The organism is Microcoleus sp. B9-D4 (genome assembly GCF_036705105.1).
Lineage (GTDB): Bacteria > Cyanobacteriota > Cyanobacteriia > Cyanobacteriales > Microcoleaceae > Microcoleus.
In genome coordinates this window covers 119978-134826 of sequence record NZ_JAUBTS010000009.1, presented here as the reverse complement: position 1 = coordinate 134826, position 14849 = coordinate 119978, and the positions used below count along the sequence as shown (strand labels likewise).

The following is a 14849-nucleotide window of genomic DNA, read 5'->3' as shown; positions in this document are numbered from 1 at the left end:
TGTAGGGAAACGGCACTGCCGTCTCCTTCTTATGTACTGCCGTGTCCTGACTGTGGGTAATATGAATTCCCCATCAACCTTACAAGAAAGAGCTACTATTAAGATCCGTTGGATTCAGATTATAAACCAATCCCAAGTAGTCATTTCCAGATTTGATCGCCGTTGATAATACAGCAGTTGCATCATCTAAGATGACATTAACTGACTCAAAAGTTAATTGACTAAAAGTGACATCAATTAACTTGATTTTATCATCGGAAGTGAAGTCAGTAATCAGATCGGCTTGAGATAGTTCCGTAGCCGTATCTTGCAATACAAAGATATCATTTCCTGCGCCACCTGTGAGGATATCCAAACCGGAATCGCCATTCAGGAGATCGTTACCCGCACCGCCTGATAAGATATCATCTTGCTTGCCACCGCGCAGGGTATCATCGCCATCACCACCTAGCAGGATATCGTTATCATTATTCCCGCTAAGAAAATCGTTGCCAATACCGCCCGCGAGCGAATCTGAACCTTTGCCGCCAATTAGTTCGTCGTTACCGCCTGCACCTACTAGAGTATCTTCTCCTTGATTCCCAAAATAGGTGTTTGGGAAGTCTAATCCCCTCAAGGAATCGTTGCCGGAAAGGGCAAATACGCTTAAGCCTAATGCTGCTGCTGGGAAGCTGGTATCGTTGCCATCTGTTAGCAGGTAAACATCTCCTAATCGGGTGTTTTCTGGTAAACCCGATCGCGCGTTACTTGATACCGATGGTTTTGGCATTGCGATCGCAATTTGTACTTCCCCTGTCGGTGTCGGCGTCGGTGTCGGTGTTGGTGTCGGAGTTGTGACTGGGGGTGTTGGTATTGTGAGTGCGGGTGTTGGTGTTGTGACTACAGGTGTTGGTGTTGTGACTACAGGTGTTGGTGTTGTGACTACAGGTGTTGGTGTTGTGACTACAGGGTTATTACCACCATTCAAAATTTGTTCGTCTAACGCCGTACCCGTGTTTTCTGCAACTAGAGAATCGAGGGTTTTTTGACCGGCACCAAATGCTTTAAAGTCTTCAGTAGTTGCACCTAAAGCAATTTTTTGAACTACTGCTACTTGTTTTTGCAGTTGTGTCAGATCGGTATTAGTTAATATCGCACTAACAATACGTTGATTAGATGCTGCTATTACCTGCGCTAGTGCTGGTGCCGCTACTGATATCTCTTGGGCGTTAAAATTAGGATCGATCGCCTTTACTCGATCGCCCACTTGGACGATTAAATCCGCCACTTGTTCGGATTTGGTGAAATCTAAGGTTCCTGTTAGGATGCGATCGGCGATCGTACTAATTATTTGCTTGACAGCATCACCCATACTCAGATTACTGGCACCTTCAATTAATCCTGCTGTTTGAGTAATCGAGTTTTGGGCTACCAGCATCGCAGTTAATACGGCTTTACCACCCGGTTGTCCGCCTTGAGTAGCGGCGATCGGATCGACATAATTAATCGGGATATCGCTGGGAATACCGAAAGCGCTAGTGACTTTGGCATTAGCTTCATTCACGCTTAAACCGCGATCGGCTAATTCAGCTACAATGCTAGTCAGTAAAGTAATTACTTCTGCATCGGGTGTCGCTTTGAGCGGAGTTTCTAGGGGTAAACCCGTACCGATGTCGGTGCCGCCAAAAGCAACTAAATTACCTTCATTGGGATCGAGTTTGCCGTTATTATTAGTGTCAAAACTGCTGGAAGTAATATCAAAATCAAATGCACCTTGACTATCAGTTGTGCCTTTGGGTTCGTTCGGATCGGCGATGCCATTTTTGTTAGCATCAAAGAAGACATTCGCACCAGCAATATAGTCGTCAATTACAAAACCACCAAAAGAGTAACTTTTGAACCGGACTATTTCGCTAACGTTGGCACCAGACGAATCCGTTCCTGTGATCTTCATCCAGTAGTCAAATTCCTCCGGGCGAGTCTCGCCGATCTCAATTTTGCGAGTTGCGGGATTGAAAGTTAACCATGAAGGGAGAGGAATCTCAGGAAAACTTAACCCATTTACTGGCTGACGATAGGAACCGCCACTTAGATCGGTTTCCCATGTAAACTCCGACCAATCCAACGCATCGAAATCTGCCAGGGCGATCGAATAATTAATGCTGTCGCCCGGATCGGGGTCAGTATCGGTGTTTGCAGCCAAGGTAAACACATTGCCAGTTTGAGAAAAACCTAGCGATCCACTTTGCGAAAAGGCAGAAAGATTTACAACTGGGGGGTTGTTCTTATTAGTTGGCGTGACTGGTGTTGGTGTGGGAGTTACTGGCGTTGGTGTTGGCGTGACTGGCGTTGGCGTGGGAGTTGGTGGCGTTGGTGTTGGCGTGGGAGTTACGGGCGTTGGTGTTGGCGTGACTGGCGTTGGCGTGTTGAGCAGGATGGAGACGTTGTCGCTGTAGTTGTTCGCCACAGCTAAGTCAGGTTTCCCGTCGCCGTTAATGTCGCCGATGCTGACGGATTCGGGGCCATCGCCAGTAGCGAAGGTGACTTGGGTGGCGAAGGTAGGGGTGGTCGCTCCTGTGGCGGTGGTGTTGAGTAGGATGGAGACATTGTCGCTGCCACCATTTACCACAGCTACGTCAGGTTTGCCGTCGCCGTTGATGTCGCCAATGCTGACGGAGTAGGGGGAATTGCCAGTAGGGAAATCAACTTTGGTGGCGAAAGTGGGGGTGGTGGCTCCGGTGGGGGTGGTATTGAGCAGGATGGAGGCGGTGTCGCTGTAGAAGTCCGCCACAGCTAAGTCAGGTTTCCCGTCGCTGTTGATGTCGCCGATGCTGAGGGATTCGGGGCGATTGCCAGTAGCGAAGGTGACTTGGGTGGCGAAAGTGGGGCTAGTGGCTCCGGTGGCAGTGGTATTGAGCAGGATGGAGGCGGTGTCGTTCTTGAAGTTCGCCACAGCTAAGTCAGGTTTCCCGTCACCGTTGATGTCGCCGATGCTGACGAAAACGGGACGATTGCCAGTAGGGAAGTCAACTTGGGTGGCGAAAGTGGGGGTGGTGGCTCCTGTGGCGGTAGTGTTGAGGAGGATGGAGACGTTGTCGCTGTAGAAGTTCGTCACAGCTAAGTCAGGTTTCCCGTCACCGTTGATGTCGCCGATGCTGACGGAGCGGGCATCGCCAGTAGGGAAGTTAACTTGGGGGGCGAAAGTGGGGGTGGTCGCTCCTGTGGCGGTAGTATTGAGCAGGATGGAGACGTTGCCGTCGTTGTTTCCCACAGCTAAGTCAGGTTTCCCGTCGCCGTTGATGTCGCCGATGCTGGTGGAGGCGGGACCATCGCCAGTAGCGAAGGTGACTTGGGTGGCGAAAGTGGGGGTGGCTGCTCCGGTGGTGGTAGTGTTGAGCAGGATGGAGGCGGTGTCGCTGGTAAGGTTCGCCACAGCTAAGTCAGGTTTCCCGTCGCCGTTGATATCGCCGATGCTGACGCTGTTGGGACTATTGCCAGTTGGGAAGTCAACTTTGGGGGCGAAGCTGAGCACGCCGCTGTAGGTTTTGAGGGTGGTTTCTGTTAGAGCAAGTTTCGCCCTTTGGTTCGATGGGGGGATGAGTTGGGGGATGTCCCAGGTGCCACCTAGCTCGCAGTTACCTGTAGGTTGGGAGTTAGCGGCGATGTTTGCGCCTGTGAGTTGGTGGAGTTGAGTCAGGAATTGGTGCCCAGAGTCCCCGGCTGCTACGTTACAGCCATACAAGATGATGCTGGCGCTGGCACTCAGGGCGTTTCGCCACTGTTGCAACTGTTGGCTGTAGTTTTCGATGTTGCTGCTGTTGAGTTCTGTCGTGCCTAAGTAAATCTTGCCGGGGCTACCGTGGGTGATGATGTGGAGGGTTTCAATGCCTTGATGCTGAGCGAGGATTGTGGTGATTTGCTCTAGGGCATCAGGCTGGTTTTCCAGGATGTAGGTGGCTGTATCTGGTTTGATGCCTTGGGCTATGTAGTTGCTGTCTGGTACTGTGGGGTCAAGGATGACGATCGAGCTTGGCTGGTTGCTCATGCAAGCAACAAAGGGATTTTTTTTGTTAAGTTGAGTTAGGGTTTTCATCTGTTTTTGCTTTAGGTAGAATTACTGTTTTTTGAGGTGCTAAAAGCGATCGCCCGATTTGAGTTGCGATGGCGGTATTTCTATCTGGTAGCGGATGACCCCCTAAACTTTTAATTGCTAGGAGCTTAGCAGGGTTCGATCGTACTGTCAGTGCTTTAGCTCGCTTATGTACAAATCTTTATATATTTCTAAGTAATTTTCCGCGAATTATAAAAAATCGAAGCGAGTTACAGTGGCGCGGCGACGGGTTTATGAGATTATTGATTTTAGGCAATTACGCTCAGTGATTCTATGAATAATGACGATCGCACAAATTTCAATACAGTCCAAGAACACGAGATTTTTGGCGATCGCGATTTTCCCTCTTGGTTAACCCAACAACAAATCAGCCTCGCTTGCACTACCTACCAAACCAGCAGGTTAATGTTAATTGGTGCTGTCCCAGAAACGAACAGAATCTCGGCTTTTTGGCGAATATTCGATCGCGCAATGGGACTTTTCTGCACGCCAGAACGCCTGTATCTAAGCTCAAAATATCAACTCTGGCAATTAGATAATGTCTTAGAATCCGGGAAATTATACCAAGGATACGATAAATTATATATACCAAGAATCGGTTATACTACAGGAGATATCGACATTCACGATATCGCAGTCGATAAAAATAACCAAATCCTGTTTATTAGCACTTTGTTTAATTGTATCGCTACTTTGAGCGATCGCCACAGTTGCAAACCTCTCTGGAAACCAGGTTTTATCTCACAATATATAAATGAAGACCGCTGTCACCTCAACGGTTTGGCAATGGTAGAAGGAGAAGCGAAATATGTCACAGCGTCGAGTCAGTCGGATGTGGTGGATGGCTGGCGCGATCGCAGAAAAAATGGTGGCATAGTTATTGATATTGAATCTAATGATATTATCGTCACAGGATTGTCAATGCCACACTCACCTCGTTGGTATCGAGACAAGTTGTGGTTGCTGAATTCGGGGAGAGGCGAATTAGGATATGTGGATTTAGATACAGGAAAATTTGAGGCAATTACGTTTTGTCCGGGCTATGTCCGAGGACTGGCTTTTTGGCAAAATTGGGCAATTGTTGGACTCTCGAAACCTCGCGGAGGTGACAACACTTTTAGCGGTTTAGAGTTGGATGAGTTGTTGCTCACCAAGGATGCTGAGGCTCGCTGTGGTATGATGGTGATTGATTTGACGAATGGGGCGATCGTTCACTGGTTGCGGTTTGAAGGAATTGTCACAGAACTCTATGATGTACAAGTGATTCCCCAAGTGCAAAAGCCGATGGCGTTGGGTTTTCAAACGGATGAAATTGCTCAGTTAATTACTTTGGAACTTTAACCGCAGATGTGGGCGGATGTACGCGGATGGACGCAGATACAGCAGATTCCACGTTTATGAAGCACACCCCGGAAGTGCGATCGCCGTAGGGAAACGGCATTACCCATTAGTGTCAACTTAAGCTTTTAGTCCACCAGTCCTCCCCCCCACCCGCTAGTCCGCCAGGGGTTGAAACCCCTGTCTAATAGCTAAAGTCCTCTAAAAGAGGACTCAAGAACTCATCAGTCCTCTTTTAGAGGACTTGCGCTTTGAGGCAGGGGTTTCAACCCCTGCCGGACTGTCGGTTTGATGTTAAAATGTTTACAGGATTTACCCACGGGGTGTGAGAGAGAGTATTTAAGCGGGATTGGGTATTACTCAACAATCGCCCCATCTAAGCTTGTTTTTCTTAAGTCTGTTCTCCCTAAATTTGCACCTCTTAAGTCAGCACCTGTTAAGCAAACATTGCTTAAATCTGCATAACTCAAATCAGCACCTCTGAGATTAGCATCAGATAAATTTGCTCCTGATAAATTCGCCCTCACCAGTTGCGATTTACTCAAATTGCTGCCACTCAAATTTGCCGATTGCATCTGTGCTGCCATTAAGTTTGCTTTGCTTAAATTAGTGTCGCTGAGGTTAGCCAAATTTAATTTAGCATAACTCAAATTAATGTTTTCCAAGCAAAGTTCGCTCAATTGCGCGCAGCGCAAGTTAGCATTAATAAAAAACCTGTCTCCAATCGCATAACGGCGCAGCAATTCGTCAACTTCCAGCCGAATTAAAACTGGTTCGCAAGTATTTTGGTAGCACCACGATGTCTCCAGCAAACTAGCGGCTGCTTCAATTGCTACTTTGTCGCCTTTAGAGAGCACCAAACTATTGCACCCATCCCACTCACCGTTGAGCATGAATGCCATGTCTGAAGCTGCTGCTATTGAGTCGCATAGCAAAACGGTTTCTGGTTTGGGTTGCAGCCAGTTCATTAAAGCGATCGAACTCTTGTTTTTCACTGTTGATTCAGGATTTGTGCGTCTTTCTTAATTATAGGTAAAAATATTGAAAACAGTATGCACAAATTCGCTGCGGCTTCAGAGAATGAATTAATTGTGTTTGGTGCAGCCAGACCAGGATACCGCGATGCAGAAATTGCTCGCTGGATTGAATTTATGCAGGGGCATAATATCAAGCAAGTTTGCTGCTTGCTTGCTCAGACCCAACTCATCCGCTACACTGATTTACTGGGAACATATCGGAACACCTTTGGGTGCGATCGAGTTTGCTGGGCGCCGATTGCAGACTTTGAATTGGTCGATCGCGATATTTTAATCGATCAAATATTGCCGTTCTTGGAATCTGCAGATAGCAAAGGCGAACGGGTGGTAGTTCACTGTTCTGGGGGGATCGGACGTACAGGACAGGTTTTGGCTGCTTGGTTGGTCAGCGGGCGGGGATTGTCTAACAAACAGGCGATCGCAGCAGTAAAAAAAACTGGCAGAAATCCCTATGAAGCAGCAATCGCAGCTTGTTTGAAAGGTCGAAACCCCTGGCTAGTCGTTGAAAAACTTAATGCTCTCTTAGATGATAGTCGCCTTGCTGGAAGAAATGACATATAGCACGATAGCAACTATATATATAGCAATCCTAAATCATTTGTGAATTTCTTACTCCCTCCCCTTAGTAAGGGGAGGGTTGGGGTGGGGTAAAAAGTTTACGACACCTGCAAGGATTGCTATATTGGCCAATTGCGTAAGCTCTAAAAGCTTTAAAAGACTCCGCTTTCAACGCTCGAACTCAGGCATCGCATTAAATGGCTGTTTTGGTTATCACCGTTAGCCGCCCAGTTGGCGTTTTTGCGAATATTACAGAACAAATAAGCTAATCCGCATTTAAATTGCATAGTAAAATAAATTTTTCCTCTTGTGGGGAGTAGGGGTTGGGCATCCTGCCCGCCCTCAATATACAAATTAAATGCACAACAGCTTAACGCACTTACAGCAGCGCAAGATCCTTGAAGCAACGGCGCGTTAACTCGATTCTTGCAGAGGCGTCATTAGTGTTGCGGATGTCAAGGTTTGTAGCAAAAAAGTAAACATTTTTATCCTTTTCTAAATAACCTACATACCAGCCAATTTGAGGCTTTGTTTGTTCTCCAAAGCTTGCCCAGCCTGTTTTTGCCCTAATTGTGTAATCGGGAGTTTGTTCAACAATTATGATGTCTTTCACCACAGACAGCGATCGCTCGGAGAAGGGTAAGTCATTTTTGTAGAGACGGCGGAGAAATTGAATTTGCTCGTTGGGTGTGATTCGCAGTTCTCCCTCTAACCAGAAGTTGTCAATATCGTCTTTGTTACCGATTTTTTGGTTGCCATAACCGACTTTAGCTACCCATTTTTGCATTTGCTCATGTCCGACTCGGCGCGCGAGAACTTGGTAAAACCAAACGGCAGAAAGTTTCATGGCTTGTCTCATATTCAAGTCTCGATTCCAGGCGGGAATTTGCCTTTGAATTCCATCCCAAGTTAGAACGGCAATCTCATCTGAAATTACTCCTGTTTCTAAGGAAATCAGAGAGTTGAGAATCTTAAATGTAGATGCGGGTAAAAAAGCTGTGGCGTTACGCTGCGGGTTGTGTTGATAAAGCCGATCGCTATTCAAATCATAAATTGCGATCGAGCCTTCAACTCCTAGTTCTTGAAAGTGCCGTCCAAAATTCATTGTCTGAGCAACATCTCCTCCGCGTCGTGGAGATTGTTGCACTGGAGGTGGCACGGTTAAGGCTGATTGCGGTGGCTGAAGTAAAACAAAAGTAATGCAGCCTAATACAATTAAAATAACAGCGATCGCACGAGATATTCGGTTCATAAACTTCGATAATTTAGCCAAATCACAGGCAGTAATGTCACAGGGGCGATCGACTTGTAAGGTGCGTCTGACTTACGCTGTGTAAGAAACAATAAAGGTTTGCCCCTGACGCACCCTACTATATATGTGCCGCGTAATTTCTCACCTACAAAACTGCCATAATAGTTAACGCGACCAAACAGCTTAACTGAATTACTAAGCTGAACAACCGAAACTTTGGATCGAGGCCAGCGATGTGAATCACTGAATGTACAAGCCGAAATACGATGTACACAACAATCAGCAAATCTACTGCTGTTCCTGACACACCCCTAACTGTTAGAAGGAAAACAACTCCCAAATACAAAGGCAGGTTTTCTATCAAGTTGGATTGTACTCGAAATAGTCGCCAAAGCAAGCTGTCATCGTTTTGTGTGCCGAAATCTTTTACAGATCCGCCCGCAGATAGATGCCGAATCCTGACTGCTAGCAACAAGATAACGACTGCGATCGTCCACAAAATGAAAATTGTTAAACCCCAGAGAGGGAAAGTCATATTTGTCGGTTCAATTTGCATCATCTTTCTACCTTGCGAAACTGCGGCTAAGACTTTATAAAAGTTATATCAAATCCGGTAGCATCGTCCATTCATCTGCGTTAATCTGTGTCGATCTGCCCTCATCTGCGGTAAAAAAAAGAGAATAACCGCAGATGACAATGGATTAACGCCCATTCAGGCAGAGGTCGAGAAGAGAGATATGAATAATTCGGATATTCTGAGTGTTTTCGGAAATCGATAGATCGCCCACGATCTAACATTTTAGAAAAGTTTCCCGTCAGTACAATAGTTCTGGCGTTCTCATCTTTAGCTAAAATGAGTAAATCTAAAATCTAAAATCTAAAATCTAAAATCGGCTTGACGATCGCACCATTGTATCGAGCAAGTGTTCGATCGCACCCGGTAGACTCTGGCAAAAACCCGTGTGTACCCGCGATGTCTGAACGATCGTACTGCGGGGTGCTACGAGCCAGTGAAAGCGCTCTCTGTGGGGAAGTTGACCGATCGCGCCAGATTCGGAGCCGCCTGCACAAATGATAGGAATGACTGCTAGGTGATTGCGAATCATTTCCAGATCCAACGTTGAGTCGATCGCCATCAAGCGCTGTTCATCAATTTCGATACGGGCTTCAAGGAATTTTTTCGTACCGCAGGAAACGATCGCCCCCACGTTGATAAACTCCTCGCGCTCAACTTTGGGAACGACGCGGATAATGGCGTAATCATAAAGAAATCGATCGGGCACTAATCGCTTCCTCCAAAAAAATATGTGGTGATTCTAGCCGATTTAGCAGGTACTCGATATAAGCATTCCGATGTTCGTTGCTATCGCTGAAAGGAGAATCTCCCACCAGCCAAGTATCAGGAATTAGTTTAACAATGTTGCGAATGATTTCCGGCGTTAGCCTTTGAGTCATCTTTGAATTTGCCGCTTCCAGCGTGCTCGCAAAACGCAGCAGAACGTGGTCTTTGATTGGCGGAAAACGATCGCGGCTGCGCGAGAGATAATCTTTCCAGGTGTGGTGGAAGTAGAGGGCTGCACCGTGATCGATCAGCCAAAGCCGGCGGTGCCATACCAGCATATTTGCATTGCGCGGCGTGCGATCGATGTTGGTCACAAAAGCATCGAACCAGACGATTTCTGAGGCTAGATCCGCCTCAGACTTGCCCGCGATCGGGTCAAATGTGATGGAACCGGGGAGATAGTCGAGGGCGAGGTTGAGGCCAGCACTTGCTCGGATCAAATCTTGAATTTCCGGGTCAGGCTCAGTGCGAGCCAGTTCGGGATCGAGTTCAACAAAGACGAGTTCGGGGATTGGGAGCCCGGAGGCGCGAGCAATCTCTCCCGCCACTAGCTCAGCGATCAGAGATTTGGCTCCCTGGCCCGCACCGCGAAATTTGAGCACGTACATACCATCATCATCTGCTTCGACGATCGCCGGTAGCGAGCCGCCCTCGCGCAAGGGAGTGACATACCTGGTAGCAGTAACTGTTCGCAAGCTCATACTCATGCTATTTGAGATTTTCGATTTGAGATTTTCGATGGGAAATCACTGATTTTATGAGAGTTTAGAGCACGGGCTTACAGACAGTTGGATTCTTTCTTTTAACTGGGACTGATGTTAAGTAGTGTGTTTACTAAACTGATGACTAAAAGGACACAACAATGTTGTGTCCCTACGGAATTTTGCCAAATCTTGCTTTGAGACAGTCATTAGTCATCAGTCATTAATCAACTAATAACTCATGACTAACCACTAATCAGTTGTACTAACGTGGTCGATTCTCTCTAATTGCCAGAGAATTTGGTTGCCTTCGCGCCGCACCCGCGACACTACCCAATTTCGCCAAACCCAGTTGTCTCCACGACTGGTGACAGCGCTGGCATTTACATCCATCAAATCAGCCAGTTCAGAACTGGTAATCAAGTAGCCTTTCGTCGCAACCTCGTCGGCGATGTGCAACGTTTCGATCAGATTGCGGAGGTCCTGAACCCTCACCTCGCGGGGCAAGTTCTCCAGGGTATCGGCAGTTGAATCCATCATGGTAGAGTTGGAGATCGGAAGGTCAGAAGTTATGACATAGGATTCTATCGTTTTGTTACCAGTTGCGTCCGTTTCTTCCGAAACAATTGTGTTGTCAAAGCGTAGGGGCGGTGCCTCCGTGTCCGCCCCGGCCTCGTCTCCCGTTGGTTTCTGCTGTTGCAGTTCGGGAGTGAGATTGTGAGAGAAGCTGCGGGCGATTTCATCGCATCTGTCGTTGTAGAAGTCGCCGGAGTGGCCGCGGACGTGTTCCCACTTGATTTGCCGGGAATTCAGCTTGTCTAGCAGGTGCCAGAGGTCTTGGTTGACAACATCTTTGCCCGTTGAGGTTTTCCAGCCTTTATTTTTCCAGCCTTGAATCCATTTAGTGATGCCGTTTTTAACGTATTCGCTGTCGGTGTAAACGGTGACGGGTTCGGTTTGACCGGAATTGGCAAAAAATTCCAGCGCAGCGACGGCAGCTTGCATTTCCATGCGATTGTTAGTGGTTTGGGGGTCTGCACCTCCAAGTTCGTGACACTTGCCGTCGGCGAAACAAACTACTGCACCCCAGCCGCCGGGGCCTGGGTTGCCGGAACAAGCGCCGTCTGTGTACAAGCTTTTGATTTTTGGAGTTGTCATGAGCGAATTAATGTGTAATTTAGAGGTAAGTTGTTTGCAAGTGCGATAATTAAGGCAATTGAGATAGTTTTACTTAGTGCTATGAAAAATGCCAACTTAAAGATTAAAAAGGTTGCGCTATTTATTTGTCCGTTTTCTTTGTTAATTTTTAATACTTTCGCGCAAGCACAGCCCATAGTGCCTGCTGCTGACGGTACGGGTACTGTTGTCACCCCGATCGGCAACCGTTATGATATCAACGGCGGCAGTTTGTCGGGAGACGGCGCGAATCTTTTTCACAGTTTTGGGCAGTTTGGGTTGAATCAAGGTCAAATTGCTAATTTTCTGACTAATTCGGCTATTCAAAATATATTAGCTCGAATTGCTGGCGGGGACGCTTCGCTAATTAACGGTTTAATTACTGTCACGGGCGGCAATTCTAATCTTTTTCTCATTAATCCTGCGGGGATTGTGTTTGGCCCAAACGCGAGTTTGAATGTGCCGGCGGCTTTCACTGCAACTACTGCTACTGGTGTCGGTTTTGGTTCAAATTGGTTTAATGCTGCGGGTACAAATAATTTTAGCGCCTTGGTGGGTACGCCAAATGCTTTTTATTTTGGTGCGGGTGTACCGGGAAGTATTGTTAATGCTGGCAATTTAGCGGTGACTCCGGGGCAAAATTTGGCTTTGCTTGGCGGTACGGTTGTTAGTACCGGGCAGTTGTCGGCTGCGGGCGGGCAAATTACTGTTGCTGCTGTTGGGGGAGATCAGGTTCTCCGCATTAGTCAACCGGGGCATTTGTTGAGTTTAGAAATAGCAACGGGCGGAAATTTTGGTAATTCTCAACAGACTTTGAATCCTGTTTCTTTGCCACAGTTGCTGACAGGTACTGGGCAAAATCAGGCGGCGGGTGTTGCGGTTGCTGATGACGGTTCTGTGCGGCTTGTGGGTTCTGGTTTGCAGGTGAATTCTGGGGATGTGGCGATTGCTGCTAATGTGTCTGGGCTGCCGCAGTTGAATGCGGAAAGTGCGAATTTATGGGCTGCGGAAAATCTCACGTTAGCGGGCGCTAGGCTGCAAACTACGGGGGATTTGAGTTTGCTGGGTGGGGATGCGGTGCGGGTCAGGGACAGCGCCCAGAATCCTTTTTTGGCGCAGGCTGGGGGGAATTTATACATTCAGGGATCTCGCACTATTGATATTCTCACTCAAAATGCGATCGGCGGCTTATCTCTTCCCCCGCAATTCCAAAGTGGCGGCAATTTGAGTTTGGTTAGCAACGGCGTTATTTCGGGGGATGCTCACTTTGTTTCTGGTGGCAATTTCTCGATTCGCAATTTGTCGGGAATGCCGGGAAACTTTGTCAGTTTATTTGACCCGATTATCAGTTCGGAAGGAGATGTTTTCTTTGGAGATTATACCGGAGTTTCGCTGAAAATCGAGGCGAGGGGGAGCATTGTTGCTGAGGATATTACAATTACCGGCCCCGATATTGCATTGGGTAGGGAAAATGTGAGTGGCGATCCAGATATTGCTATTTTAACCAGCAGTCCGGCTTTAATTCTGCGGGCGGGAGTGCAAAATTTGGCCAATTCTCCTAATGTTCCTAATTCTCCTACGGATACTCCGGGTGATAATGAACAACCTAATCCTTTAGGTGACGATGCAATATTTACTCCTGGGTCTATTTTATCGAATAATTTGATTTCTGTTGAAAATATTTCGGCCGGCGGGCCGGTGATTTTGTCAGCGCCGGGAACTATCGCAACTAGAGATATTAATGGCGGTCAAATAAATCTCGAAAGCAGGGAAGGGGCAGTGGTAGTTGGGGGCAGATTAACGTCTAGTTCGACAATTAATATTCAAGCTAATGACAATATTATATTGACAAGTGACATTTCTCGTGCTGATATCAACGGCAGTATTAGTCTGAATACTGTTCGAGGCAATATAGTAACAGGGTCGATCGATACTGGGACTTCCGGGGCGATCGAACTCAGAGCTTTTGGCAATGTGAATTTTGGGACTTTGCAGGGATCTAATGTTGATATTAGCAGTAACTCCGGCGCCTTGGGAGTTTTGACTGATCCCAATAGCATTGTGCCTAATACAACACCTGTCAATATTACCGCAAGTGAAAATATCAATTTGACAGCTTTTAGGGACTTAACAGTAGGTAATCTCACCGCTGCGACTGTCAATGCTAGCAGCAGCAATGGGAGTGTTAATACGGGTGCGATCGACACTGCTGGAGATGTCAGAATTTTAGCGGGACAGCTAATCAACACAGGGATAATAACTGTTAATCCTGCCGCCACAAATCCAGTTAATCCCATAATTCCCACAGTAAATCTAGATGCCCAAACTAATATTAATGTTGCATCGATCGACGCAGGCACTGGCACTATTGCTTTGAGAGCATCCAGCGACTTACAGGCAGGGAGTTTGCAAGGGGGAGCAGTTGCCGTCAATAGCGATGGGGGAAATATTGCGATCGGCAATACTACATCAATTGGAAATATTAATGTCATAGCTTCTGGCAATGTAAGTTCAGGGAATTTGCTGGGAACAAGAGTTAATGTAAATAGCAATTCTGGAAGTATTGAGATGGGAAGTGCCACAGCAACAGAAAATACCGTCAAGTTGACAGCTTCTGGCAATGTAAATTCAGGAGATTTGCGGGGAGTTGGAGTTAATGTAAATAGCAATTCTGGAAGTATTAATATTATTGGCAATACGGACGCCACAACAATAAATGTCAATTTGACAGCGCCGCTCGATGTAAATTCAAGGGATTTGCGGGGAGTTGCAGTTGATGTAACTAGCAGCAGGGGAACTGTCAACACTGGCAATATAAGTGCTGCCGAAAGTGTCGGAATTTTAGCGGGGAACGAAATTGCAATTGGGCGAATAAATGTTAATCCTGTTGTTAGTGTCGATCGCACTTCTACAGTAAATCTTAACGCTCAAAATGATATCAGTGTTGTATCGATTAATGCTCCGGGCGGTAATGTTGAGATCGCAACTCCGGGTTTAGTTCGAGTGACGGGTACTTTTGACCAAAACGGCACTCCTGTTAGCGTCTCGACTCTTGGCGACACTCAAGCGGGTACAGTTACGATCCGCCACGGCGGCGGCGATGTCAATCCGCCGATACCTTTTGCGGTGGGAGATGCGACGACTAATGGTACTGCTGGGGCGATCGCCAGCAATGCTTTAGGTACGATTACTCAGGGACAATCGTTCATAAATTCTTACACTCAAGGCAATAGTGCGATCGTCACTACCAATCAACCCACCATCAACGATCCACCTACTCCACCTACTCCACCTACTCCACCTACTCCACCTACTCCACCTACTCCACCTACTCCACCTACTCCACCTACTCCAC

General features: G+C 47.1%; 10 protein-coding genes. 3 read left to right on the top strand and 7 right to left on the bottom strand.

What is annotated here, in order from left to right; all coding sequences use genetic code 11:
* Positions 1 to 79 precede the first annotated feature (79 nt).
* Positions 80 to 4072 (bottom strand): FG-GAP-like repeat-containing protein, encoded by a 3993-nt coding sequence (locus tag QUB24_RS08335; protein WP_333152351.1) that lies wholly within the window; start codon positions 4070 to 4072, stop codon positions 80 to 82.
* Positions 4073 to 4363: 291 nt separating this feature from the next.
* Here QUB24_RS08335 and QUB24_RS08330 point away from each other — a divergent pair, with 291 nt between their 5' ends.
* Complete coding sequence (locus tag QUB24_RS08330) at positions 4364 to 5431, top strand: TIGR03032 family protein (RefSeq protein WP_333152349.1); 1068 nt, start codon at positions 4364 to 4366, stop codon at positions 5429 to 5431.
* Positions 5432 to 5784: 353 nt separating this feature from the next.
* On the opposite strand, the gene QUB24_RS08325 is transcribed toward QUB24_RS08330, so the two are convergent.
* On the bottom strand, positions 5785 to 6423 hold the full coding sequence (locus tag QUB24_RS08325; protein WP_333152347.1) for a pentapeptide repeat-containing protein: 639 nt from the start codon (positions 6421 to 6423) through the stop codon (positions 5785 to 5787).
* 57 nt (positions 6424 to 6480) lie between these two features.
* Here QUB24_RS08325 and QUB24_RS08320 point away from each other — a divergent pair, with 57 nt between their 5' ends.
* The gene (locus QUB24_RS08320) at positions 6481 to 7026 is read left to right on the top strand and encodes a phosphatase domain-containing putative toxin (RefSeq protein ID WP_333152345.1); all 546 of its coding nucleotides are present in this window, start codon (positions 6481 to 6483) and stop codon (positions 7024 to 7026) included.
* A gap of 376 nt (positions 7027 to 7402) precedes the next feature.
* On the opposite strand, the gene blaOXA is transcribed toward QUB24_RS08320, so the two are convergent.
* The 5 genes from blaOXA to rnhA all read right to left on the bottom strand — a co-directional run bounded on the left by blaOXA (position 7403) and on the right by rnhA (position 11476).
* Positions 7403 to 8275 (bottom strand): class D beta-lactamase, encoded by an 873-nt coding sequence (blaOXA, locus tag QUB24_RS08315; protein WP_333152343.1) that lies wholly within the window; start codon positions 8273 to 8275, stop codon positions 7403 to 7405.
* Positions 8276 to 8420: 145 nt separating this feature from the next.
* Positions 8421 to 8834 (bottom strand): MAPEG family protein, encoded by a 414-nt coding sequence (locus tag QUB24_RS08310; protein ID WP_333152341.1) that lies wholly within the window; start codon positions 8832 to 8834, stop codon positions 8421 to 8423.
* A 325-nt stretch (positions 8835 to 9159) separates the two neighbouring features.
* Entirely contained in the window at positions 9160 to 9558 is a 399-nt protein-coding gene (locus QUB24_RS08305) for a DUF3037 domain-containing protein (RefSeq protein ID WP_333152339.1), read from the bottom strand.
* Positions 9536 to 10324 (bottom strand): HipA family kinase, encoded by a 789-nt coding sequence (locus QUB24_RS08300; protein ID WP_333152337.1) that lies wholly within the window; start codon positions 10322 to 10324, stop codon positions 9536 to 9538. The genes QUB24_RS08305 and QUB24_RS08300 overlap by 23 nt, the downstream gene beginning before the upstream one ends.
* Before the next feature lie 246 nt (positions 10325 to 10570).
* Positions 10571 to 11476 (bottom strand): ribonuclease HI, encoded by a 906-nt coding sequence (gene rnhA, locus QUB24_RS08295; RefSeq protein WP_333152335.1) that lies wholly within the window; start codon positions 11474 to 11476, stop codon positions 10571 to 10573.
* An 81-nt stretch (positions 11477 to 11557) separates the two neighbouring features.
* On the opposite strand from rnhA, the gene QUB24_RS08290 reads away from it, so the two are divergent.
* On the top strand, positions 11558 to 14849 hold a 3292-nt coding region (locus QUB24_RS08290; RefSeq protein WP_333152333.1), incomplete at its 3' end, for a two-partner secretion domain-containing protein.

Bases quoted from the DNA above. Each gene is read 5' to 3' on its own strand.
- QUB24_RS08335 (WP_333152351.1), bottom strand. From the start codon at position 4,072: ATGAAAACCCTAACTCAACTTAACAAAAAAAATCCCTTTGTTGCTTGC.
- QUB24_RS08330 (WP_333152349.1), top strand. From the start codon at position 4,364: ATGAATAATGACGATCGCACAAATTTCAATACAGTCCAAGAACACGAG.
- QUB24_RS08320 (WP_333152345.1), top strand. From the start codon at position 6,481: ATGCACAAATTCGCTGCGGCTTCAGAGAATGAATTAATTGTGTTTGGT.
- blaOXA (WP_333152343.1), bottom strand. From the start codon at position 8,275: ATGAACCGAATATCTCGTGCGATCGCTGTTATTTTAATTGTATTAGGC.
- QUB24_RS08310 (WP_333152341.1), bottom strand. From the start codon at position 8,834: ATGATGCAAATTGAACCGACAAATATGACTTTCCCTCTCTGGGGTTTA.
- QUB24_RS08300 (WP_333152337.1), bottom strand. From the start codon at position 10,324: ATGAGTATGAGCTTGCGAACAGTTACTGCTACCAGGTATGTCACTCCC.
- rnhA (WP_333152335.1), bottom strand. From the start codon at position 11,476: ATGACAACTCCAAAAATCAAAAGCTTGTACACAGACGGCGCTTGTTCC.